This window comes from Bacillus sp. 2B09, assembly GCF_003946835.1.
Taxonomy (GTDB): Bacteria; Bacillota; Bacilli; order Bacillales; family Bacillaceae; genus Bacillus; species Bacillus altitudinis.
Genome location: NZ_RPSG01000004.1, coordinates 202,119 through 220,296, shown reverse-complemented (window position 1 = coordinate 220,296; position 18,178 = coordinate 202,119). Strand labels below are relative to the sequence as shown.

Below are 18,178 nucleotides of genomic sequence, written 5' to 3'. Positions count from 1 at the left end.
AACAATCTGAGAGCTATCACCTTATGGGCGATAGCTCTTTTTTGATTATAACCATTTTTTCGCTTTTTGGGTGTTGGCAAAATGAAGTTTTGTAAATTGGCGTAAAGCCTCTTCGCCGTGCTGTTTCATCAGCTTTGCTGCCGCTTTGTCAACATGCGGACCGGCCCCTTTTGGAATGTCAAAGCCCGCTGCTTTTGATAATTTATCCATTTCAATTAAAAAAGCATATCTTGCAATAATAGAAGCTGCAGCAACCGATAAGTGGATGCCTTCTGCTTTCGTACTAAAGTATGTACGCTCCCGAATGATCTTTTTCCCCGCAAGGTGCCTGAAATAAATACCCGGTTCGGCAAATTGGTCAATGAGAATGGCTTCTGGTTTCTTGCCATCCAGTTTTTCTAGCACGGAGGTGATGACTTGGTTATGAAGCAGTGCCTTCATTTTCCCTTGGCTCATGCCCTTTTCCTGCATCGCATTGTATTTTTCATTCCGAAGCACGAGAAGGCTGAACGGGATGGTTTTGATCAAGTCTTTGGCAATGTTGATAATCTGCGGATCTTTGAGTCCTTTTGAGTCTTTCACACCGAGCTCTTTCATGAGAGCAAGCTGACTGGAATCAACATAAGCCGCACAGACCGTAATGGGTCCAAAATAATCGCCAGTACCGACCTCATCTGAGCCAATAACCGACATGGAAGCAATGCCATGTGGTGGGCTGTACTGTGTGATGGATGGTGTTTTTTTGCTTTTTGTTTCAGCTGTTTGTAAATGGTTGAACTGACTCGCTTCAGCTTCTGCCTTTTGTCCTTGGAACAGTACTTTTCCAGATTTGTAGGCTGTAATCGTACAGCCGGGAACCTTTGCTTGAAATAGAGCGCCTGGCGGCAAAGTGGCAGTTAAATGCTGAGCGTACACGCTCTTCATTTTTTTCATGTCTTCTGATGTTGCTTTTAAGACGGATTGGGGCACAGTGGATAACTCCTTTTTACCTTGATATCATTGATTTCTAAAGTGTACCATAACAGGGAAGGGCTCGTCTTTCCATTCAATGTCTAAACATGTTATGATAGAGACTAGGATTCTCGTGGAATGGAGGAGAAACGTTGTCTGACGGCGGTAAAACGAAAACAACAGTTGAGATTTACGGACAGTCCTATACGATCATCGGTCAAGAAACGAAGATGCATATGCGACATGTTGCTTCAATTGTTGATGATAAAATGAGAGAAATCAATGAAAAAAATCCATACCTTGATATAAACAAATTAGCTGTACTGACAGCAGTCAATGTCGTCCACGACTACTTGAAATTAAAAGAGCAATACGAAAAACTAGAGCTTCATCTAAAAGAAAAGGAATGAAATTACCGTGATCGATATCATCATTTTGTTTTTGCTTCTTATGGGAACGCTTGTCGGTCTAAAACGCGGGTTTATTCTTCAATTTATTAAATTGATTAGCTTTGTTGTTTCTATTTTAGTGGCTTCTCTGTTTTATCAGTCACTTGCACCACAGCTTACGTGGATTCCAGCACCTAATTTTAGCGGCGGTCAAGCGCAGCTCGCTTTCTTTAGTGGGAATCTAGAAACAGCTTATTATAATACCATTGCGTTTATCATTCTGTTTATCTTGACCAAAATCCTGCTCGCTATCATCGGCGGATTGCTCACAACCATTGCAAGTATCCCTGTGATTAAACAGGTCAACAAACTGCTTGGCGCTGTTTTAGGATTTCTTGAAACCTATCTATTTGTGTTTATTCTATTGTTTGTGGCCGCATTACTTCCAGTCGAAGCGCTTCAAACGATGATGAGCAAATCAATGTTAGCAGATGTGATCGTAAATAGCACCCCTTACCTGTCCGGTCTTGTCAAAGACCTCTGGTCGACGTATGGAGTTTAAGAACTTCTCCTTTCTTGGAGAAGTTTTTTCTCATTCCATGACAGAAAGTTGTCGGATGAAGGGAAAGTTTGTATATTTATATAGGAAGATGCCAAAGCGGCTGGAGGATGAGAGATGAATAAAAAAGATATTATTAAACTTCTTGAAACAATTGCAGTTTATATGGAGCTAAAAGGAGATAATCCTTTTAAAATTTCTGCCTTTCGTAAAGCAGCTGCGGCACTTGAACAAGATGACCGCAGTCTTTCTCAAATAGATGACCTATTAGCATTACCCGGCATTGGAAAAGGAACCTTTGCTGTGATCACAGAGTATATCGAAAAAGGACAGTCTGAAACACTCGAACAATTAAAAAAAGAAGTGCCTGAAGGACTTGTCCCGCTCTTAAAATTGCAAGGACTCGGCGGGAAGAAGATTGCTAAGCTCTACCAAGAGCTTGGTGTTCACGATGCACAGTCTTTAAAAGAAGCATGTGAAGCGGAAAAAGTACAAACGCTTGCTGGGTTTGGCAAAAAAACAGAAGAAAAGATTCTTGCCGCTCTTGAGGAGGCGGGAAAGCAGCCAGAGCGACTGCCAATTGGCTTTGCATTAGATGTGGCAGAGCGAATTGATGATGCGCTGGAACAGATGGAGGGAATCATCCGTTTTTCAAGAGCGGGCAGTTTAAGACGTGCGCGTGAAACGGTTAAAGATTTAGATTACATCATTGCGACTGATAACCCTGAACAAGTGAGAGAACAACTTGTTGCTCTTGATGATGTCAAAGATGTCATTGCGAGCGGTGATACGAAGGTATCTGTCATGCTTGCACTTGATTTTGAAATCAGTGTAGATTTCCGGCTTGTGACAACAGACCAATTTGCAACAACGCTGCACCATTTCACTGGATCAAAAGATCATAACATTCGTATGCGACAGCTTGCGAAGGAGCGCGGTGAGCGTATTAGTGAATATGGGGTTGAAACGATCGAAACTGGGGATGTGAAAACATTTGAAGACGAAAGCGCTTTTTATGCACATTTCCAACTTCCGCTCATTCCGCCAGAAATTCGTGAAACCGGAGCAGAGATTGATTCGTATAAAGAAAGTATGCAATTTGTGGAACGAAAAGATATCAAAGGCGATCTTCATATGCACTCGACATGGAGTGATGGCGCCTTTTCTATTCGCGAAATGGCAGAGGCATGTATCGCAAAAGGCTATGAATACATGGCGATCACAGACCACTCACAATATTTAAAAGTAGCAAACGGTTTAACAAAAGAACGTTTGCGTTTGCAAGCAAAAGAAATTGACAAGCTGAATCAAGAATTCGAGCATTTTCACATTTTCAAAGGGGTCGAAATGGATATTCTGCCGGATGGATCGTTAGATTATGATGATGACTTTCTAGCAGACATGGATTTTGTCATTGCGTCTATTCATTCTAGCTTCTCTCAGCCGGAGGAAGTCATTATGGAGCGCCTAGAAAATGCCTTGAATAATCAGCATGTGGATTTAATTGCCCATCCAACTGGCCGTTTGATCGGTAGACGAGACGGCTATGCTTTAAATATTGATCAGCTCATAGAGCTTGCGAAAAAAACGGGCACTGCACTGGAACTCAACAGCAACCCGTCAAGACTGGATTTAAAAACAGAGCATTTAATGAAAGCAAACGAAGCGGGTGTGAACATCATGATCAACACAGATGCGCACAACATCACCATGCTCGATCATATGGACGTCGGTGTCACAGCTGCAAGAAAGGGCTGGACACCAAAAGCAAATGTCGTGAATACATTTTCTCTCGATGAGATGAAAAAGTTTTTAACGCGTGACAGGTAGTCGTTAGGAGGCTGGACCATGCTGCAACAAAAAGTGTTAGCATCATTAGAATTTCATAAAGTAAAAGAAAAAGTCATGTCCTATACTGCTTCGACTTTAGGGAAAGAAAAAGCGCAGGACTTAACACCGCTCACAGATATTGAGAGCATTCAGCATCTGCTAGAAGAGGTAGCAGAAGCGCAAGATGTGATTCGTTTAAAAGGATCTGCGCCGTTTGGCGGGTTAATGGATATTAGACGAGGCGTCAAACGAGCAGAAATAGGCAGTATATTAAGCCCTGCTGAGCTGATGGAAATTGCGGCGCTGTTATATACCACAAAAAACATGAAGCACTTTCTCACCTCTATGTATGAGGACGGAGTAGAGATACCCCGTCTTCATACATATGCAGAATCGCTGATTTTACTGCCAGACGTGAGAAAAGAAATCGAAAGCTGTATTGGTGATAATGGAGAAGTGCTTGATCACGCAACGCCTGCACTCCGCACCATACGAACGCAGTTACGATCACTAGAATCAAAAGTACGAGATAAATTAGAATCAATGATTCGTTCACAATCTGCCTCGAAAATGCTGTCAGACACCATTGTGACCATTCGTAATGATCGGTTTGTCATTCCCGTAAAACAAGAGTACCGCTCGAATTATGGGGGGATTGTTCACGATCAATCTTCTTCAGGCGCAACTCTTTTTATTGAGCCGCAGGTGGTCGTGGATTTAAATAACACCTTGCAGCAAACTCGCCTAAAAGAAAAGCAAGAGATTGAAAAGATTTTGCAAATGCTAACAGCGAGTGTGTCAGAGCATATTGATGAATTGCTTCATAATGTGAATGAACTTCAGACATTAGATTTTATTTTCGCCAAAGCCAAATATGCAAAAGCAGAAAAAGCCACAAAACCTACTGTGAATAACCAGGGGGAGATTTATTTAAAACGGGCAAGACATCCCCTATTGCCTCGAGATCAGGTTGTGGCAAATGATATTGAGCTGGGCAAAGATTTTTCTACGATCGTCATCACGGGTCCAAATACAGGCGGTAAGACCGTCACTTTAAAAACACTTGGACTTCTTACGCTGATGACGCAGGCAGGTCTTCATATTCCAGTCGAAGAAGGATCAGAAGTGGCTGTATTCGATCAAGTCTTTGCTGATATTGGAGACGAGCAGTCTATTGAACAGAGCTTGAGTACATTCTCATCTCATATGGTCAATATTGTGGATATCTTAAAGCATTTGACGTCTAATTCACTTGTGTTATTTGATGAATTAGGTGCAGGGACAGATCCTGCTGAAGGTGCAGCACTTGCAATGAGCATCTTAGATGAAGTTCATCAAACAAATGCGCGCGTCATCGCAACGACTCACTATCCTGAGCTGAAGGCATACGGGTATAACCGAGAAGGCGTCACAAATGCGAGTGTAGAGTTTGATATTGAAACCTTATCACCTACATATCGCTTGCTCATCGGGGTGCCGGGGCGAAGTAATGCATTTGAAATTTCCAAGCGTCTAGGATTGCCTCATCATTTAATTGACCGTGCAAAAGCAGATATGCATGCGGAACATAATGAAGTCGATCAGATGATTGCTTCATTAGAAGACAGCAAAAAACAAGCAGAAGAAGAACTGCATGAGACGGAATTCTATAGAAAAGAAGCAGAGAAGCTCCATAAAGAATTGCAAAAACAAATCCTTGAATGGAATGAACAAAAGGACAAACTGCTTGAAGAAGCCGAACAAAAAGCGGCAGAAAAAATTGAACAAGCAACAAAAGAAGCAGAAGAGATTATTCAAGAGCTTCGGTCCATTAAAAGTGAGCATCGTTCGTTCAAAGAACATGAACTCATTGATGCGAGAAAGCGTCTTGAAGAAGCTGTCCCTGAGTTTGACCGTAAGAAAAAATCAGAGCCAGTGAAAAAAGCAGCAAGACAGCTAAATCCAGGCGATGAAGTCAAAGTGCTGACGTTTGGCCAAAAAGGAACGCTCATCGAACAAACGGGTAACAAAGAATGGAGTGTCCAAATGGGCATTCTGAAAATGAAAGTAAAAGAAAAAGATATGGAATTTATCAAATCAGCACCGGAATTTAAGCAAGAGAAAGCCATCACGGCGGTCAAAGGAAAAGACTATCATGTATCACTTGAGCTTGATTTAAGAGGAGAGCGGTATGAGAATGCCTTAAGCAGAGTCGAGAAATACTTAGATGATGCCGTCTTAGCTGGCTATCCGCGTGTGTCGATCATTCACGGTAAAGGCACTGGCGCCTTGAGAAAAGGGGTCCAGGAATTATTAAAGCAGCACCGTAGTGTAAAAAATGCTCGTTTTGGAGAACAAGGCGAGGGAGGATCAGGCGTCACCATCGTCGAATTAAAGTAAAAAGGAGAAAACGCATGAAAGCCTTTTGGGAAAATGAACTTGTGGAAATTGCCGCCTATTACAGCGTGGCCGTCCTATGTCTTGTCTTATTTCTTACCATATTTGAACTCGTGACCTCCTATAAAAACTGGGAAGAGATTCAGCGGGGGAACTTAGCTGTTGCTATGGCAACCGGCGGGAAGATTTTTGGGATTGCCAATGTCTTTCAGCATTCCATCGCTCAGCACAACTCGCTTCTTCAAATGATCGGATGGGGCGTATACGGCTTTGTGATGCTGCTTGTCAGCTATTTCATTTTTGAATTTTTAACACCACGATTTAAAGTAGACAAAGAGATTGAGAATGATAATAGAGCGGTCGGGTTTATTTCACTCATTATTTCTGTTGGGCTGTCTTATGTAGTAGCAGCCGGCATTTAAGGAGACGACATGGAAAAACTAGCCAAAGTATTAATTGTAGTTGCCTGCACTTTTGCGGTTATTGGTGCCGTTTACATGTTCCTGTAAAATGAAGAATACATTCTAGAAAGCTGTCAGGGAAAACCTTGACAGCTTTTCACTCATCAAAGGCGGCGAATCAGAATGAATCAAATCTTGCAGAAAGACGAACTCATAAAGCGCATTGACACTTGTCTCAAAAAGACATCCCTTCCCCAAGACATATATGAACCGTATATTGCACGTCCTTTTCAAACGACTGGTTTTTTTGATGATTTGAGTCCATATATCGACATTGATCCATCTGGCTATATTCTTATTCAATATGAACGAGGGATTAAAGTGCTTCATAAAAGAACAAAAGAGGCGGATGAAGTCGTTTATTGGATTTTAGAAGACACCATCTTTCTAACTGTGTATCTAGACATGATGAGACAATATCAAGTGGACAACATCCAAACACATTTACCTAATGACCCTAGTATCCATAAACAGATTGTGGAGAGAGTCCATGAGTCATTTCGTGCGATCGGTGGATTATACGAAAAGTGGCATCATGAAGGGAAAAGAGCCTCTATAGAAACACCGGCGAAAAAATGAAGATGTGCCATAGAACGAGCTCGATTTGAAAAAAGCAAACAGCCATAAGGAAAAGTTTGCTATAATAAAATAGTACGAAAGTTCAGGAAGGAGGGTTTTTATGCAGTCAGATAAACGTTGGCTTCTGCATTACCCGAATCAAATTCCCCACGAACTCACCATCCCAAATGAAACGTTGCAATCTTACTTATTCAGCTCCGCAGAGGCAGCACCTGAGCATACAGCCATTCATTTTTTAGGAAAAAACATCACCTACCAGCAGTTACAAGAAGATGCACTGAAATTAGCCAGTCACTTGATTGACATCGGTGTCAAAAAAGGCGACAGAGTAGCGATTATGCTGCCAAACTGCCCGCAATCGGTGATTTCTTATTATGCGGTTTTAATAGCAGGCGGCATTGTCGTTCAAACCAATCCGCTTTATACGGAGAAAGAACTGGAATATCAAATGGAGGACAGTGGCTCTAAGGTGCTGATCACTCTCGATCTACTGTATCCAAAGGCCTATAAAATGAAAGCGCTGACAAGCGTGGAACATTTGATCATCACAAAATTACAAGATTACTTGCCATTTCCGAAAAACATATTGTTTCCGATTGTCCAGCGAAGGAAAAACAACATGGTCATCCAAGTGGAGAAGAGTGAGACCATTCATCATTTCTCACAGATCATGAAAGAATCGTCAGGAGAACGGATTCCGCAAATATCCTTTCAACCGAAAGAGGATGTCGCAGTTTTGCAATATACAGGCGGAACGACCGGTTTACCAAAAGGGGTCATGCTCACACATGAAAATATAGTAGCCAATACAGAAATGTGTACATCATGGATGTATAAAACGAACCGCGGAAAAGAGCGGATTCTTGGGATCATTCCGTTCTTTCATGTATACGGCATGACGACCGTGCTAAACCTTGCAGTCAAAGAAGGTCATCAAATGATTCTTCTTCCGCGTTTTGATGCAGCGGATGCCTTGAAGACCATTGAAAAACAGAAACCGACGCTGTTCCCAGGAGCACCAACGATGTATATTGCCCTGCTTCATCATCCGAATATTGAAAAGTATGACCTATCATCCATCACCGCATGCTTAAGCGGATCGGCCGCTCTTCCTGTTGAAGTCAAACAGAGTTTTGAAAAACTAACAGGAGGAAGGCTTGTAGAAGGGTATGGACTTTCAGAAACTTCTCCTGTCACTCATGCCAATTTCTTATGGGGAGCGAACAAAATAGGAAGTATCGGGTGCCCTTGGCCGAATACAGATGCCGGTATTTATTGTGAAGAAACGGGTGGACTCAAAGCGCCATATGAGCACGGAGAGATTATCGTCAAAGGTCCTCAAATCATGAAAGGATACTGGAATCAGCCGGAGGAGACTGCGGCAGTGTTAAGAGACGGCTGGTTTTTCACAGGAGATATTGGGTATATGGATGAGGATGGTTTTTTCTATATCGTAGACCGGAAAAAGGATGTCATCATCGCGAGCGGCTATAATATTTACCCAAGAGAGGTTGAAGAAGCCCTTTATGAGCATGAGCTTGTACAAGAAGTTGTTGTGGCGGGTATTCCAGATCCGTATAGAGGGGAAACAGTAAAAGCCTTTGTTGTCCCGAAAAAGGATGCCTATGTAACAGAGGATGAACTGGATCGTTTTGTTAGAACAAGAATTGCCTCATTTAAAGTGCCGCGTGTCTACGAATTTAAGGAATCACTGCCTAAAACGGCTGTAGGGAAAATCTTGCGCAGAGTGTTAATTGAAGAAGAAAAAAGAAAGCAATCATCTTCAACAGAAGAACCAGTCGATCAATGAGAGAATGAACCAGCATCATCCGGTCAAGCGGCCGGATGATTTGAATTGTACGTGTCTGCTCTGGTATGCTAAAGGTTGAAAAGAAAGAAGAACATCACTTGACAAATCACTCGTTTCTTTTTAACATAAAGTTATGAATGAATGCTCATTCAATTCAGAAAGGGACGAAGCACATTGAAGCAGAAAAGACCGAAGTACATGCAAATTATTGATGCAGCCGTTGTGGTGATTGCAGAGAACGGCTACCATCAATCACAAGTTTCAAAGATTGCCAAACAAGCAGGGGTAGCAGACGGAACCATTTATCTCTATTTCAAAAACAAAGAGGACATTTTGATCTCGTTGTTCAAAGAAAAAATGGGACAATTCATCGAACGGATGGAAACAGATATTCAAAAGAAACCGTCTGCCAAAGAAAAGCTTCTTCTCCTCATTCGAGAACACTTTCGCCTGCTATCTCAAGACCATCATTTGGCCCTAGTGACACAGCTTGAACTCAGGCAGTCAAACCTTGAACTGCGCCAAAAAATCAATGAGGTGCTGAAAGGGTATTTAAATATGCTAGACTCCATTTTAGCCGAAGGAAAGAAGACAGGAGAATTTAGACAAAATCTAGATGTCCGCTTAGCGAGACAAATGGTATTTGGGACGATTGACGAAACCGCTACAACATGGGTCATGAATGATCAAAAGTATGACCTGCCTGCACTCGCAGAAAGTGTACATGATCTTCTCTTAAACGGAATACATCAATCTTAAAGACAATTGAAAAAGGATGATTGACATGGAAAAAATACTTAGCTTACACCAAGACGAACAGACAGCACTCATCACGATTCAACACCCACCTGCAAATGCCTTATCCTCTCAGCTTCTCACTGAACTCAACGACATGTTTGATCAGCTTGAACAAAACAGTGAAGTGAGAGCTATTGTCATTCATGGAGAAGGTAGATTTTTCTCAGCAGGTGCTGATATTAAAGAATTTACGACCTTGCAGGAAGAGTCTGATTATGCCAGCCTTGCAGACAGAGGACAGCAAGTGTTTGAACGAATTGAACAATGTCCAAAGCCGGTGATTGCTTCCATTCACGGGGCAGCATTAGGCGGCGGGCTTGAGTTGGCGATGTCGTGTGATATTCGAATCGCAACAAAAGATGCAAAGCTGGGACTGCCGGAATTAAATCTCGGTATTATCCCAGGATTCGGCGGAACGCAGCGCCTGCCTCGCTATGTTGGATCAGCTAAAGCACTTGAAATGATGGGGACAGCTGAGCCGATTACAGGAGAAGAAGCATTTGCCTGCGGACTTGTTTCAAAACTTGCGGAAACAGAAGAAGAAGCGCTGGAATCAGCCAAAACATTGGCTGCGAAATTTGCAGCGAAAAGCCCTAAAACGCTTGAGTATGTGCTTGAGTTATTGAATGCGACAAAAGTGTACTCATATGATGGCGGAATGAAGCTGGAAGCCAAAAAGTTTGCTGAGGTGTTCCAGTCGAATGATGCCAAAGAAGGCATCCAGGCTTTTATCGAAAAGCGCAAACCGAATTTTAAAGGGGAATAAGGGATTAGTACGACACAAGGGGGAGAAATGAATGAATATTTTTGTTTTAATGAAGCGTACGTTTGACACGGAAGAGAAAATCTCTATTCAGTCTGGTGCTATTCAAGAAGATGGGGCAGAGTTCATTATTAATCCTTATGATGAGTACGCAATTGAAGAAGCGATTCAGCTTCGGGATGAGCACGGGGGAGAAGTAACGGTCGTGACAGTTGGCAATGAAGATGCGGAGAAGCAGCTTAGAACAGCACTTGCAATGGGCTGCGATCAAGCCGTTTTATTAAATGTTGAAGAGGATTTGGAGGAGTGGGATCAATTTTCCGCTTCTACGATTCTATATCACTATTTCAAGGATAAAGAAGCTTCCTTGATCTTAGCAGGGAATGTAGCGATTGACGGCGGGTCTGGACAGGTGGCCCCGCGTCTTGCTGAATTACTCGGCTTTCCATATGTCACAACCATTACAAGTATTCAAATCGACGGCGGCACTGCTTCAATTGAGCGAGATGCAGAGGGTGATGTGGAAGTGATTTCTGCCGAGCTCCCGCTAGTGGTCACCGCGCAGCAAGGTCTCAATGAGCCTCGTTATCCATCGTTACCAGGGATCATGAAGGCAAAGAAAAAGCCTTTAGAAGAATTAGAATTAGACGATTTAGATCTAGATGAAGACGATGTGCCATATAAAATCAAAACAATCGAACGTTTCTTACCGGAGAAAAAAGAGGGTGGCAAGGTGCTGAGCGGCGAGCTTCAGGATCAGGTCAAGGAATTGACAGACCTGCTAAGAAATGAAGCAAAAGTCATCTAAACATCCACTTTACGATATCACGAGAACAAGGGGGAGCTTAAAGGATGAGTAAAAAAGTTGTTGTACTTGGAGAAAGTCGTGACGGTAAATTAAGAAATGTGACATTTGAAGCGATTGCTGCCGCTCACGAGGTGGCTGATGGCGGTGAAGTGATTGGCGTTTTAATAGGGGATCACGTCAAAGACCAAGCGGATGAACTGCTTTATTATGGAGCGGATCATGTGATGATCGTCGAGCACCCGCATCTTTCTTATTATACGTCTGATGGTTTTGCGCAGGCGCTTCAGGCAATATTAGATCAAGTCAATCCTGATGCAGTGCTCTTCGGTCATACATCGATCGGAAAAGACTTGTCACCTAAAATAGCTGCACGCCTGCAAACAGGCTTAATTTCAGATGCAATAGATGTAAGCGTTACCGGTGAACATCTTGTTTTCACTAGACCGATTTATTCAGGAAAAGCTTTTGAAAAAGTCATTTCAACAGATCGTCTGCTTTTGGCTACTATCCGCCCAAACAACGTGGCACCGCTGGAGCGTGATGCGTCACGCAGCGGAGAAGTGACGCCAGTTTCTGTCGATATTCAAAACCTAAGAACGATCGTGAAGGAAGTCATTAAAAAAACATCAGAAGGTGTAGATTTATCTGAAGCGAAGGTCATTGTCGCAGGAGGCAGGGGGGTCAAGAGCAAAGAAGGCTTTGAACCGCTGAAAGAACTTGCCCAAACGCTTGGCGCAGCAGTCGGTGCCTCGCGTGGTGCATGTGACGCTGACTATTGCGATTATGCCCTGCAAATTGGTCAAACCGGTAAAGTCGTCACACCTGACCTTTACATTGCCTGCGGGATTTCAGGAGCTATTCAGCATTTAGCCGGTATGTCCAACAGTAAAGTCATTGTTGCGATCAACAAAGACCCTGAAGCTGAAATCTTCAAAATTGCCGATTACGGAATTGTTGGTGACTTATTCGAAGTCGTTCCGCTTTTAAATGAAGAGTTAAAAAAGATGAATATCCATTCTTAACGCTCATACACTCAGAATGCCTAGGTATTCTGGGTTTTTTTGTATGTCATCACGAAACAAAGGAGCGGTTTACAAGTGAATGGGACAGTAAAAGTGAATGAAGTGATTGGACGCATTTCTAAACACATCTATGGACACTTTCAAGAGCATTTAGGAAGAGGAATTTATGACGGCATTTGGGTAGGGAAAGACTCATCGATTGACCATATTGAGGGGATTCGTACCGATGTACTAAAGGCACTTCAAGCCTTACATATCCCGGTGCTGAGGTGGCCGGGCGGCTGTTTTGCAGACGAGTATCATTGGGCAAACGGCGTCGGTGATCTGAGTGAACGAAAGCCGATGGTGAATACTCATTGGGGTGGCACCGTTGAATCAAATGCGTTTGGTACACATGAATTTATGAGACTGTGTGAATTACTTGAATGTGAGCCTTATATTTGTGGAAACGTTGGAAGCGGCTCTGTTCAAGAATTAGCAGAATGGATTGAATATATCACATTTCCTAAAGGGACACCTATGTCGGATTGGCGGATTCAAAATGGAAAACAAGAACCGTGGGAGCTGACGTATGTTGGTGTAGGCAATGAAAGCTGGGGATGTGGTGGAAATATGACGCCAGAGTATTATGCAGACTTATATAAACGCTACCAAACGTATGTGAGAGAGTTTGCTGGTCAGCGCATTTACAAAATCGCATGTGGTGCGAATTCAAATGATGTGAATTGGACAAAAGTATTAATGGAGCGTGCAGCGCCATGGATGGATGGGCTCAGTTTGCATTACTATACGGTCCCAGGAACATGGGAGAAGAAAGGGTCAGCGACTGATTTTGATGAGGATGAGTGGTTTACAACGCTGAAAAAGGCGTCTGAAATGGAGCGGCTTGTTGTAGATCACGGAGAGATCATGGATCGTTATGACCCAGACAAGCGAATCGGGATGATTATTGATGAATGGGGGACATGGTATGATCCAGAACCGGGGACAAATCCAGGGTTTTTGTATCAGCAAAACACATTAAGAGATGCTCTAGTCTGTGCCTTGCATTTTCATATTTTTCATCGCCATTGCCAGCGGATTCATATGGCGAATATTGCCCAGACCGTCAATGTGCTGCAAGCGATGGTGTTAACGCAGGACGAAAAGATGCTCCTGACACCTACCTATCATGTATTTCACATGTTTCAAGTGCATCAAGAAGAAGAAGCGCTTGAAGTAGAATTGAATGCGCCTTCATATGAACGCCGGGGTGAAAAAATCCCTCAAGTCAGTGTGTCAGCCTCGCGGTCATCTGACAAGATGCATATTAGTTTATGTCATGTGAATCCCTATGAAAAAGCAGACGTATCTCTTGCGATAGAGGGAATCGATGCAAAAACGAAGGTCACTGGCCGTGTGCTGACTGCTGATCGGATGAATGCGCACAACACGTTCGATGATCCTCATTCCGTTCAGCCTGCGGACTTTCGGCAATTTGCTGTTAAGCACGGCGAGCTGACTATTGATCTGCCGCCTATGTCGGTTGTAATGTTGACCGTCGATCTGGCTTGATCGCATATTTCAATGTTTGATGAGAAGAATGTTGGGGCATCATACATTGTAAATGAAGCGGAAAGGGAGTTATGTCATATGCTTAGAACCATTCTGATGATCATCGGTGCGATTGTTGTTATTGGTGCGATCATACGGTTTGTTTTTTAATTCATTTCATAAAAAATGATTCGTAAGCATTTCATTCGCAAGTCACATTGGTAGATGCTATACTAAAAAGCATAATTTACATTGGAGGAATGAATAATGGCAATCGTAAAAGCTACTGACGCAACATTTTCACAAGAAACTGCAGAAGGTGTTGTTCTTGCAGACTTTTGGGCACCTTGGTGCGGACCTTGTAAAATGATTGCTCCAGTTCTTGAAGAACTTGATCAAGAAATGGGCGATAAAATGAAAATTGTAAAAATTGATGTGGATGATAACCAAGAAACTGCTGGTAAATATGGCGTTATGAGTATCCCAACACTTCTTGTTTTAAAAGACGGTGAAGTCGTCGAAACGTCTGTTGGTTTCAAACCAAAAGAAGCACTAGCTGAGCTTGTAAACAAACATCTATAAACCGATCTATGCCCGCGTGGCATGATCTCAAAAGCGGTTCTCGTATAGTCGAGAGCCGCTTTTCTTTCATCGTGGTATAAAACAAATGTTCGTGATACACTAGAAGGAGTGAAAGAGGAAAACAAGGACGGATGAAAATATGAACAAATTGATCAAAGAAAAGCTGTCAGTCTTACCTGATCAACCAGGCTGTTACTTAATGAAAGATAGACAAAATACGATCATTTATGTGGGAAAGGCAAAGGTATTAAAAAATAGGGTCCGCTCTTATTTTACAGGATCTCATGATGCCAAAACGCAGCGGCTTGTCAGTGAAATCGAAGACTTTGAATACATTGTCACCTCTTCAAATATTGAGGCACTTATTTTAGAGCTGAATTTAATCAAAAAATATGACCCGAAATACAATGTCATGCTCAAGGATGACAAAACGTACCCTTTTATTAAAATTACGAATGAACGTCATCCTAAGCTGATTGTCACCCGCAATGTGAAAAAGGATAAAGGGAAATACTTCGGTCCATATCCGAACGTACAAGCAGCAAGAGAAACGAAAAAGCTGCTCGACCGTTTATATCCACTTAGAAAATGTGCGACACTCCCTGACCGAGTCTGCCTTTATTATCATCTTGGGCAATGTCTTGCTCCGTGTGTGTATGACATTTCTGAAGAAACGAATAAACAGCTCGTCGACGAAATCACAAGATTTCTAAATGGAGGGCATCAGCAAATCAAGAAAGAATTAACAGAGAAGATGCAAGAAGCGGCCGAACAATTAGAATTTGAGCGGGCAAAAGAGCTGAGAGATCAAATCGCATACATTGACTCAACGATGGAAAAGCAAAAGATGACGATGAGTGACTTATCTGATCGCGATGTGTTTGCCTATGCTTATGATAAGGGCTGGATGTGTGTCCAAGTCTTCTTCATCAGACAGGGGAAATTAATTGAACGTGATGTCAGCCTATTTCCGATGTATCAAGACCCTGAGGAAGAATTTCTCACGTTTATGGGGCAGTTTTATGAAAAGAACAACCATTTTCTGCCGAAGGAAATTTTGGTGCCAGACAGCGTCGATCAAGAGATGATTGAGCAATTGCTTGAAACGAATGTTCATCAGCCGAAAAAAGGAAAGAAGAAGGATTTGCTTTTACTTGCCCACCAAAACGCCAAAATTGCTCTCAAAGAAAAGTTCTCGCTTATAGAGCGTGATGAAGAACGGACAATTGGTGCAGTGGAGCAGCTTGGCGATGCACTCAATATTTATATGCCATACCGGATTGAGGCGTTTGATAACTCCAATATCCAAGGAGCAGACCCCGTATCCGCTATGGTTGTCTTCCAAGACGGGAAGCCGTATAAAAAGGAATACCGAAAATACAAAATTAAAACCGTTGAGGGGCCCGATGATTATGCTTCCATGCGTGAAGTCATTAGAAGGCGGTATACCCGGGTGTTAAAGGATGAACTGCCGCTTCCTGACTTGATTTTAATCGACGGAGGAAAAGGACAAATCAACGCAGCCATAGATGTGCTCGAAAATGAATTAAATCTGTCTGTTCCTGTGGCAGGTCTTGTGAAAGATGAAAAACACAGGACATCGAATCTTATGATGGGGGATACGCTTGAAATTGTTGCGCTCGAACGGAATAGTCAGGCCTTTTATTTATTGCAGCGTATTCAAGATGAAGTGCACCGATTTGCGATTAGTTTTCACCGGCAGTTGCGCGGGAAGAATGCATTCCAGTCTATTCTAGACGATGTCCCAGGTATCGGGGAAAAGCGCAAAAAGCAGTTACTTAAACATTTTGGCTCTGTGAAAAAGATGAAAGAAGCCTCTATCCAGGATTTTCAGGACGCTGGTATTCCGAAACAAACGGCTGAACTTTTAATGGAGGCATTAAAAAAATAGATTGTACTTTTTCCAAAAGTCTGTTAAGATGTGACTAATTTAATAAATGAACGTGTTGTTTGTTGAAGATAGAGGTGCGAACTTCAAGAGTAAGCCTTCAGAGATCGAGGGGATCTAGGAAGAGGGCTGAAAGGGGAGCGTCGCCGAAGTGAATAAAATCCACTCATTTTATTCGCTGGCTGTACATTGAAGAAATGTAGGGCTGTCAAGAATTCATTTCTTGGAGGGCTATCTCATTGTTTGCATCGTTTGATGATGATTTTAAAGCAATGGGAGATTTGTTCTCTCATTGCTTTTTTATTTGCAGTGAACAGAGCAGTCTCCGCAGCCTCTTCTCTCACACGTGATCTTTTGAAAAAGGGTGGTAGACATGGGACTAATTGTACAAAAATTTGGTGGAACATCTGTTGGATCGACAGAAAAAATTCGCAATGTCGCAGAGAGAGTCATCGCTGAACGCGAGGCAGGAAATGATGTGGTCGTGGTTGTGTCTGCGATGGGCAAATCAACGGATGTTCTAGTAGACCTAGCGAAAGAACTCACAGATGATCCAAGCAAAAGAGAAATGGATATGCTACTGACAACTGGTGAGCAGGTGACCATTTCATTATTAGCAATGGCACTCCAAGCAAAAGGTTATGATGCCATTTCCTTTACAGGCTGGCAAGCTGGGATGAAAACAGAGAAGGTGCACGGAAATGCAAGAATCGTGGACATCGATGAAGCAAGAATCAAAGAAGAACTGAGTGCGGGAAAAGTCGTCGTTGTAGCAGGTTTCCAAGGAATTGCGGATGATCTACATATTACAACACTTGGGCGTGGTGGATCAGACACGACTGCTGTGGCACTAGCTGCGGCACTCAAAGCGGACAAATGTGATATTTATACGGACGTACCAGGTGTGTTTACAACAGATCCTCGTTATGTGCCATCTGCGCGAAAACTTGCAGGAATTTCATACGATGAAATGCTTGAGTTAGCCAATTTAGGAGCAGGTGTGCTGCATCCGAGAGCGGTCGAATTTGCAAAAAATTATCAAATCCCACTAGAAGTCCGTTCTAGTATTGAAAATGAATCGGGTACGTTAATTGAGGAGGAATCATCCATGGAACAAAATTTAGTTGTAAGAGGCATTGCATTTGAAGATCAGATGACACGCGTGACGGTATGCGGCCTTTCAAGCGGTTTAACAACGCTATCGACGATTTTTACGACACTTGCAAAGCAAAATATCAATGTCGATATCATCATTCAGTCTGTCACAAGCACCAATCAGACCTCCATCTCTTTCTCTGTGAAAACGGATGATTTGTCTAAAACAGTTGAAGTATTAGAAGAATACAAAGGTGCGCTTGGTTATGAGCAGATTGAGACAGAAAGCAAATTAGCCAAAGTATCCATCGTGGGTTCTGGTATGGTTTCAAACCCAGGCGTTGCGGCTGAAATGTTCGCTGTGTTAGCTCAAAAAGACATTCAAGTGAAAATGGTCAGTACGTCTGAGATCAAAGTCTCAACAGTCGTTGATCGTGAAGATATGGTGAAAGCGGTAGAAGCCCTTCATGATGCGTTTGAATTATCAAAGGTGAGCGCCGCTGCTCATTCTTAAATCTTGAAAAGAGGTGTATCCCATGAAAAGATACACCTCTCAGCGTGTAGACAAACCCTCGCATTCTTTGTCAGTCCTGCGCTCTGGTGCTCACGAATGCCAAATTCGCTCCAGTGCTCGTCCTTCCTAGACTGCAAAGGTTTTCTGTCACGCTGAAAAGAAGACAAAGAGCTAAAATAAAGTTCATTTTAGCCCTTTG

The 18,178-nt window shown here is 42.6% G+C and carries 16 protein-coding genes and 1 riboswitch; of the genes, 15 read left to right on the top strand and 1 reads right to left on the bottom strand.

Annotated elements, in window-relative coordinates:
- Positions 1-45: 45 nt before the first annotated feature.
- Positions 46-969: a ribonuclease HIII gene (gene rnhC, locus EBQ12_RS10595; RefSeq protein ID WP_125589933.1), complete on the bottom strand. Its 924-nt coding sequence runs from the start codon at positions 967-969 to the stop codon at positions 46-48.
- A gap of 134 nt (positions 970-1,103) precedes the next feature.
- On the opposite strand from rnhC, the gene zapA reads away from it, so the two are divergent.
- The 15 genes from zapA to EBQ12_RS10520 all read left to right on the top strand — a co-directional run bounded on the left by zapA (position 1,104) and on the right by EBQ12_RS10520 (position 17,979).
- The gene (zapA, locus tag EBQ12_RS10590; protein WP_008345998.1) at positions 1,104-1,361 is read left to right on the top strand and encodes a cell division protein ZapA; all 258 of its coding nucleotides are present in this window, start codon (positions 1,104-1,106) and stop codon (positions 1,359-1,361) included.
- A gap of 7 nt (positions 1,362-1,368) precedes the next feature.
- Positions 1,369-1,902, top strand: coding sequence for a CvpA family protein (locus tag EBQ12_RS10585; protein ID WP_125589930.1), 534 nt, complete (start codon positions 1,369-1,371; stop codon positions 1,900-1,902).
- A gap of 114 nt (positions 1,903-2,016) precedes the next feature.
- Positions 2,017-3,729 (top strand): DNA polymerase/3'-5' exonuclease PolX, encoded by a 1,713-nt coding sequence (gene polX / locus EBQ12_RS10580; RefSeq protein ID WP_125589929.1) that lies wholly within the window; start codon positions 2,017-2,019, stop codon positions 3,727-3,729.
- 21 nt (positions 3,730-3,750) lie between these two features.
- On the top strand, positions 3,751-6,108 hold the full coding sequence (locus EBQ12_RS10575; RefSeq protein WP_125589999.1) for an endonuclease MutS2: 2,358 nt from the start codon (positions 3,751-3,753) through the stop codon (positions 6,106-6,108).
- 14 nt (positions 6,109-6,122) lie between these two features.
- Complete coding sequence (locus tag EBQ12_RS10570) at positions 6,123-6,527, top strand: DUF350 domain-containing protein (protein WP_008345990.1); 405 nt, start codon at positions 6,123-6,125, stop codon at positions 6,525-6,527.
- Between the two features lie 162 nt (positions 6,528-6,689).
- The gene (locus tag EBQ12_RS10565) at positions 6,690-7,145 is read left to right on the top strand and encodes an Imm63 family immunity protein (RefSeq protein WP_061419858.1); all 456 of its coding nucleotides are present in this window, start codon (positions 6,690-6,692) and stop codon (positions 7,143-7,145) included.
- Positions 7,146-7,245: 100 nt separating this feature from the next.
- A complete protein-coding gene (locus EBQ12_RS10560) occupies positions 7,246-8,955 on the top strand; it encodes an AMP-binding protein (RefSeq protein ID WP_125589927.1) in 1,710 nt (569 codons plus the stop codon).
- A gap of 174 nt (positions 8,956-9,129) precedes the next feature.
- Complete coding sequence (locus EBQ12_RS10555) at positions 9,130-9,714, top strand: TetR/AcrR family transcriptional regulator (RefSeq protein ID WP_024718637.1); 585 nt, start codon at positions 9,130-9,132, stop codon at positions 9,712-9,714.
- 25 nt (positions 9,715-9,739) lie between these two features.
- Positions 9,740-10,519, top strand: a complete 780-nt coding sequence (locus EBQ12_RS10550) for an enoyl-CoA hydratase (protein ID WP_039964089.1) — start codon at positions 9,740-9,742, stop codon at positions 10,517-10,519.
- Positions 10,520-10,550: 31 nt separating this feature from the next.
- The gene (locus EBQ12_RS10545) at positions 10,551-11,324 is read left to right on the top strand and encodes an electron transfer flavoprotein subunit beta/FixA family protein (protein ID WP_125589925.1); all 774 of its coding nucleotides are present in this window, start codon (positions 10,551-10,553) and stop codon (positions 11,322-11,324) included.
- 44 nt (positions 11,325-11,368) lie between these two features.
- A complete protein-coding gene (locus tag EBQ12_RS10540) occupies positions 11,369-12,346 on the top strand; it encodes an electron transfer flavoprotein subunit alpha/FixB family protein (protein WP_017358243.1) in 978 nt (325 codons plus the stop codon).
- A gap of 75 nt (positions 12,347-12,421) precedes the next feature.
- Positions 12,422-13,900 (top strand): alpha-N-arabinofuranosidase, encoded by a 1,479-nt coding sequence (locus EBQ12_RS10535; RefSeq protein ID WP_125589923.1) that lies wholly within the window; start codon positions 12,422-12,424, stop codon positions 13,898-13,900.
- 246 nt (positions 13,901-14,146) lie between these two features.
- Positions 14,147-14,461: a thioredoxin gene (gene trxA, locus EBQ12_RS10530; protein ID WP_007501629.1), complete on the top strand. Its 315-nt coding sequence runs from the start codon at positions 14,147-14,149 to the stop codon at positions 14,459-14,461.
- 139 nt (positions 14,462-14,600) lie between these two features.
- Entirely contained in the window at positions 14,601-16,373 is a 1,773-nt protein-coding gene (uvrC, locus tag EBQ12_RS10525) for an excinuclease ABC subunit UvrC (protein ID WP_041506756.1), read from the top strand.
- 61 nt (positions 16,374-16,434) lie between these two features.
- A riboswitch (Lysine riboswitch) is annotated at positions 16,435-16,612 on the top strand.
- A 131-nt stretch (positions 16,613-16,743) separates the two neighbouring features.
- Positions 16,744-17,979, top strand: coding sequence for an aspartate kinase (locus tag EBQ12_RS10520; RefSeq protein ID WP_056705939.1), 1,236 nt, complete (start codon positions 16,744-16,746; stop codon positions 17,977-17,979).
- Positions 17,980-18,178 lie beyond the last annotated feature (199 nt).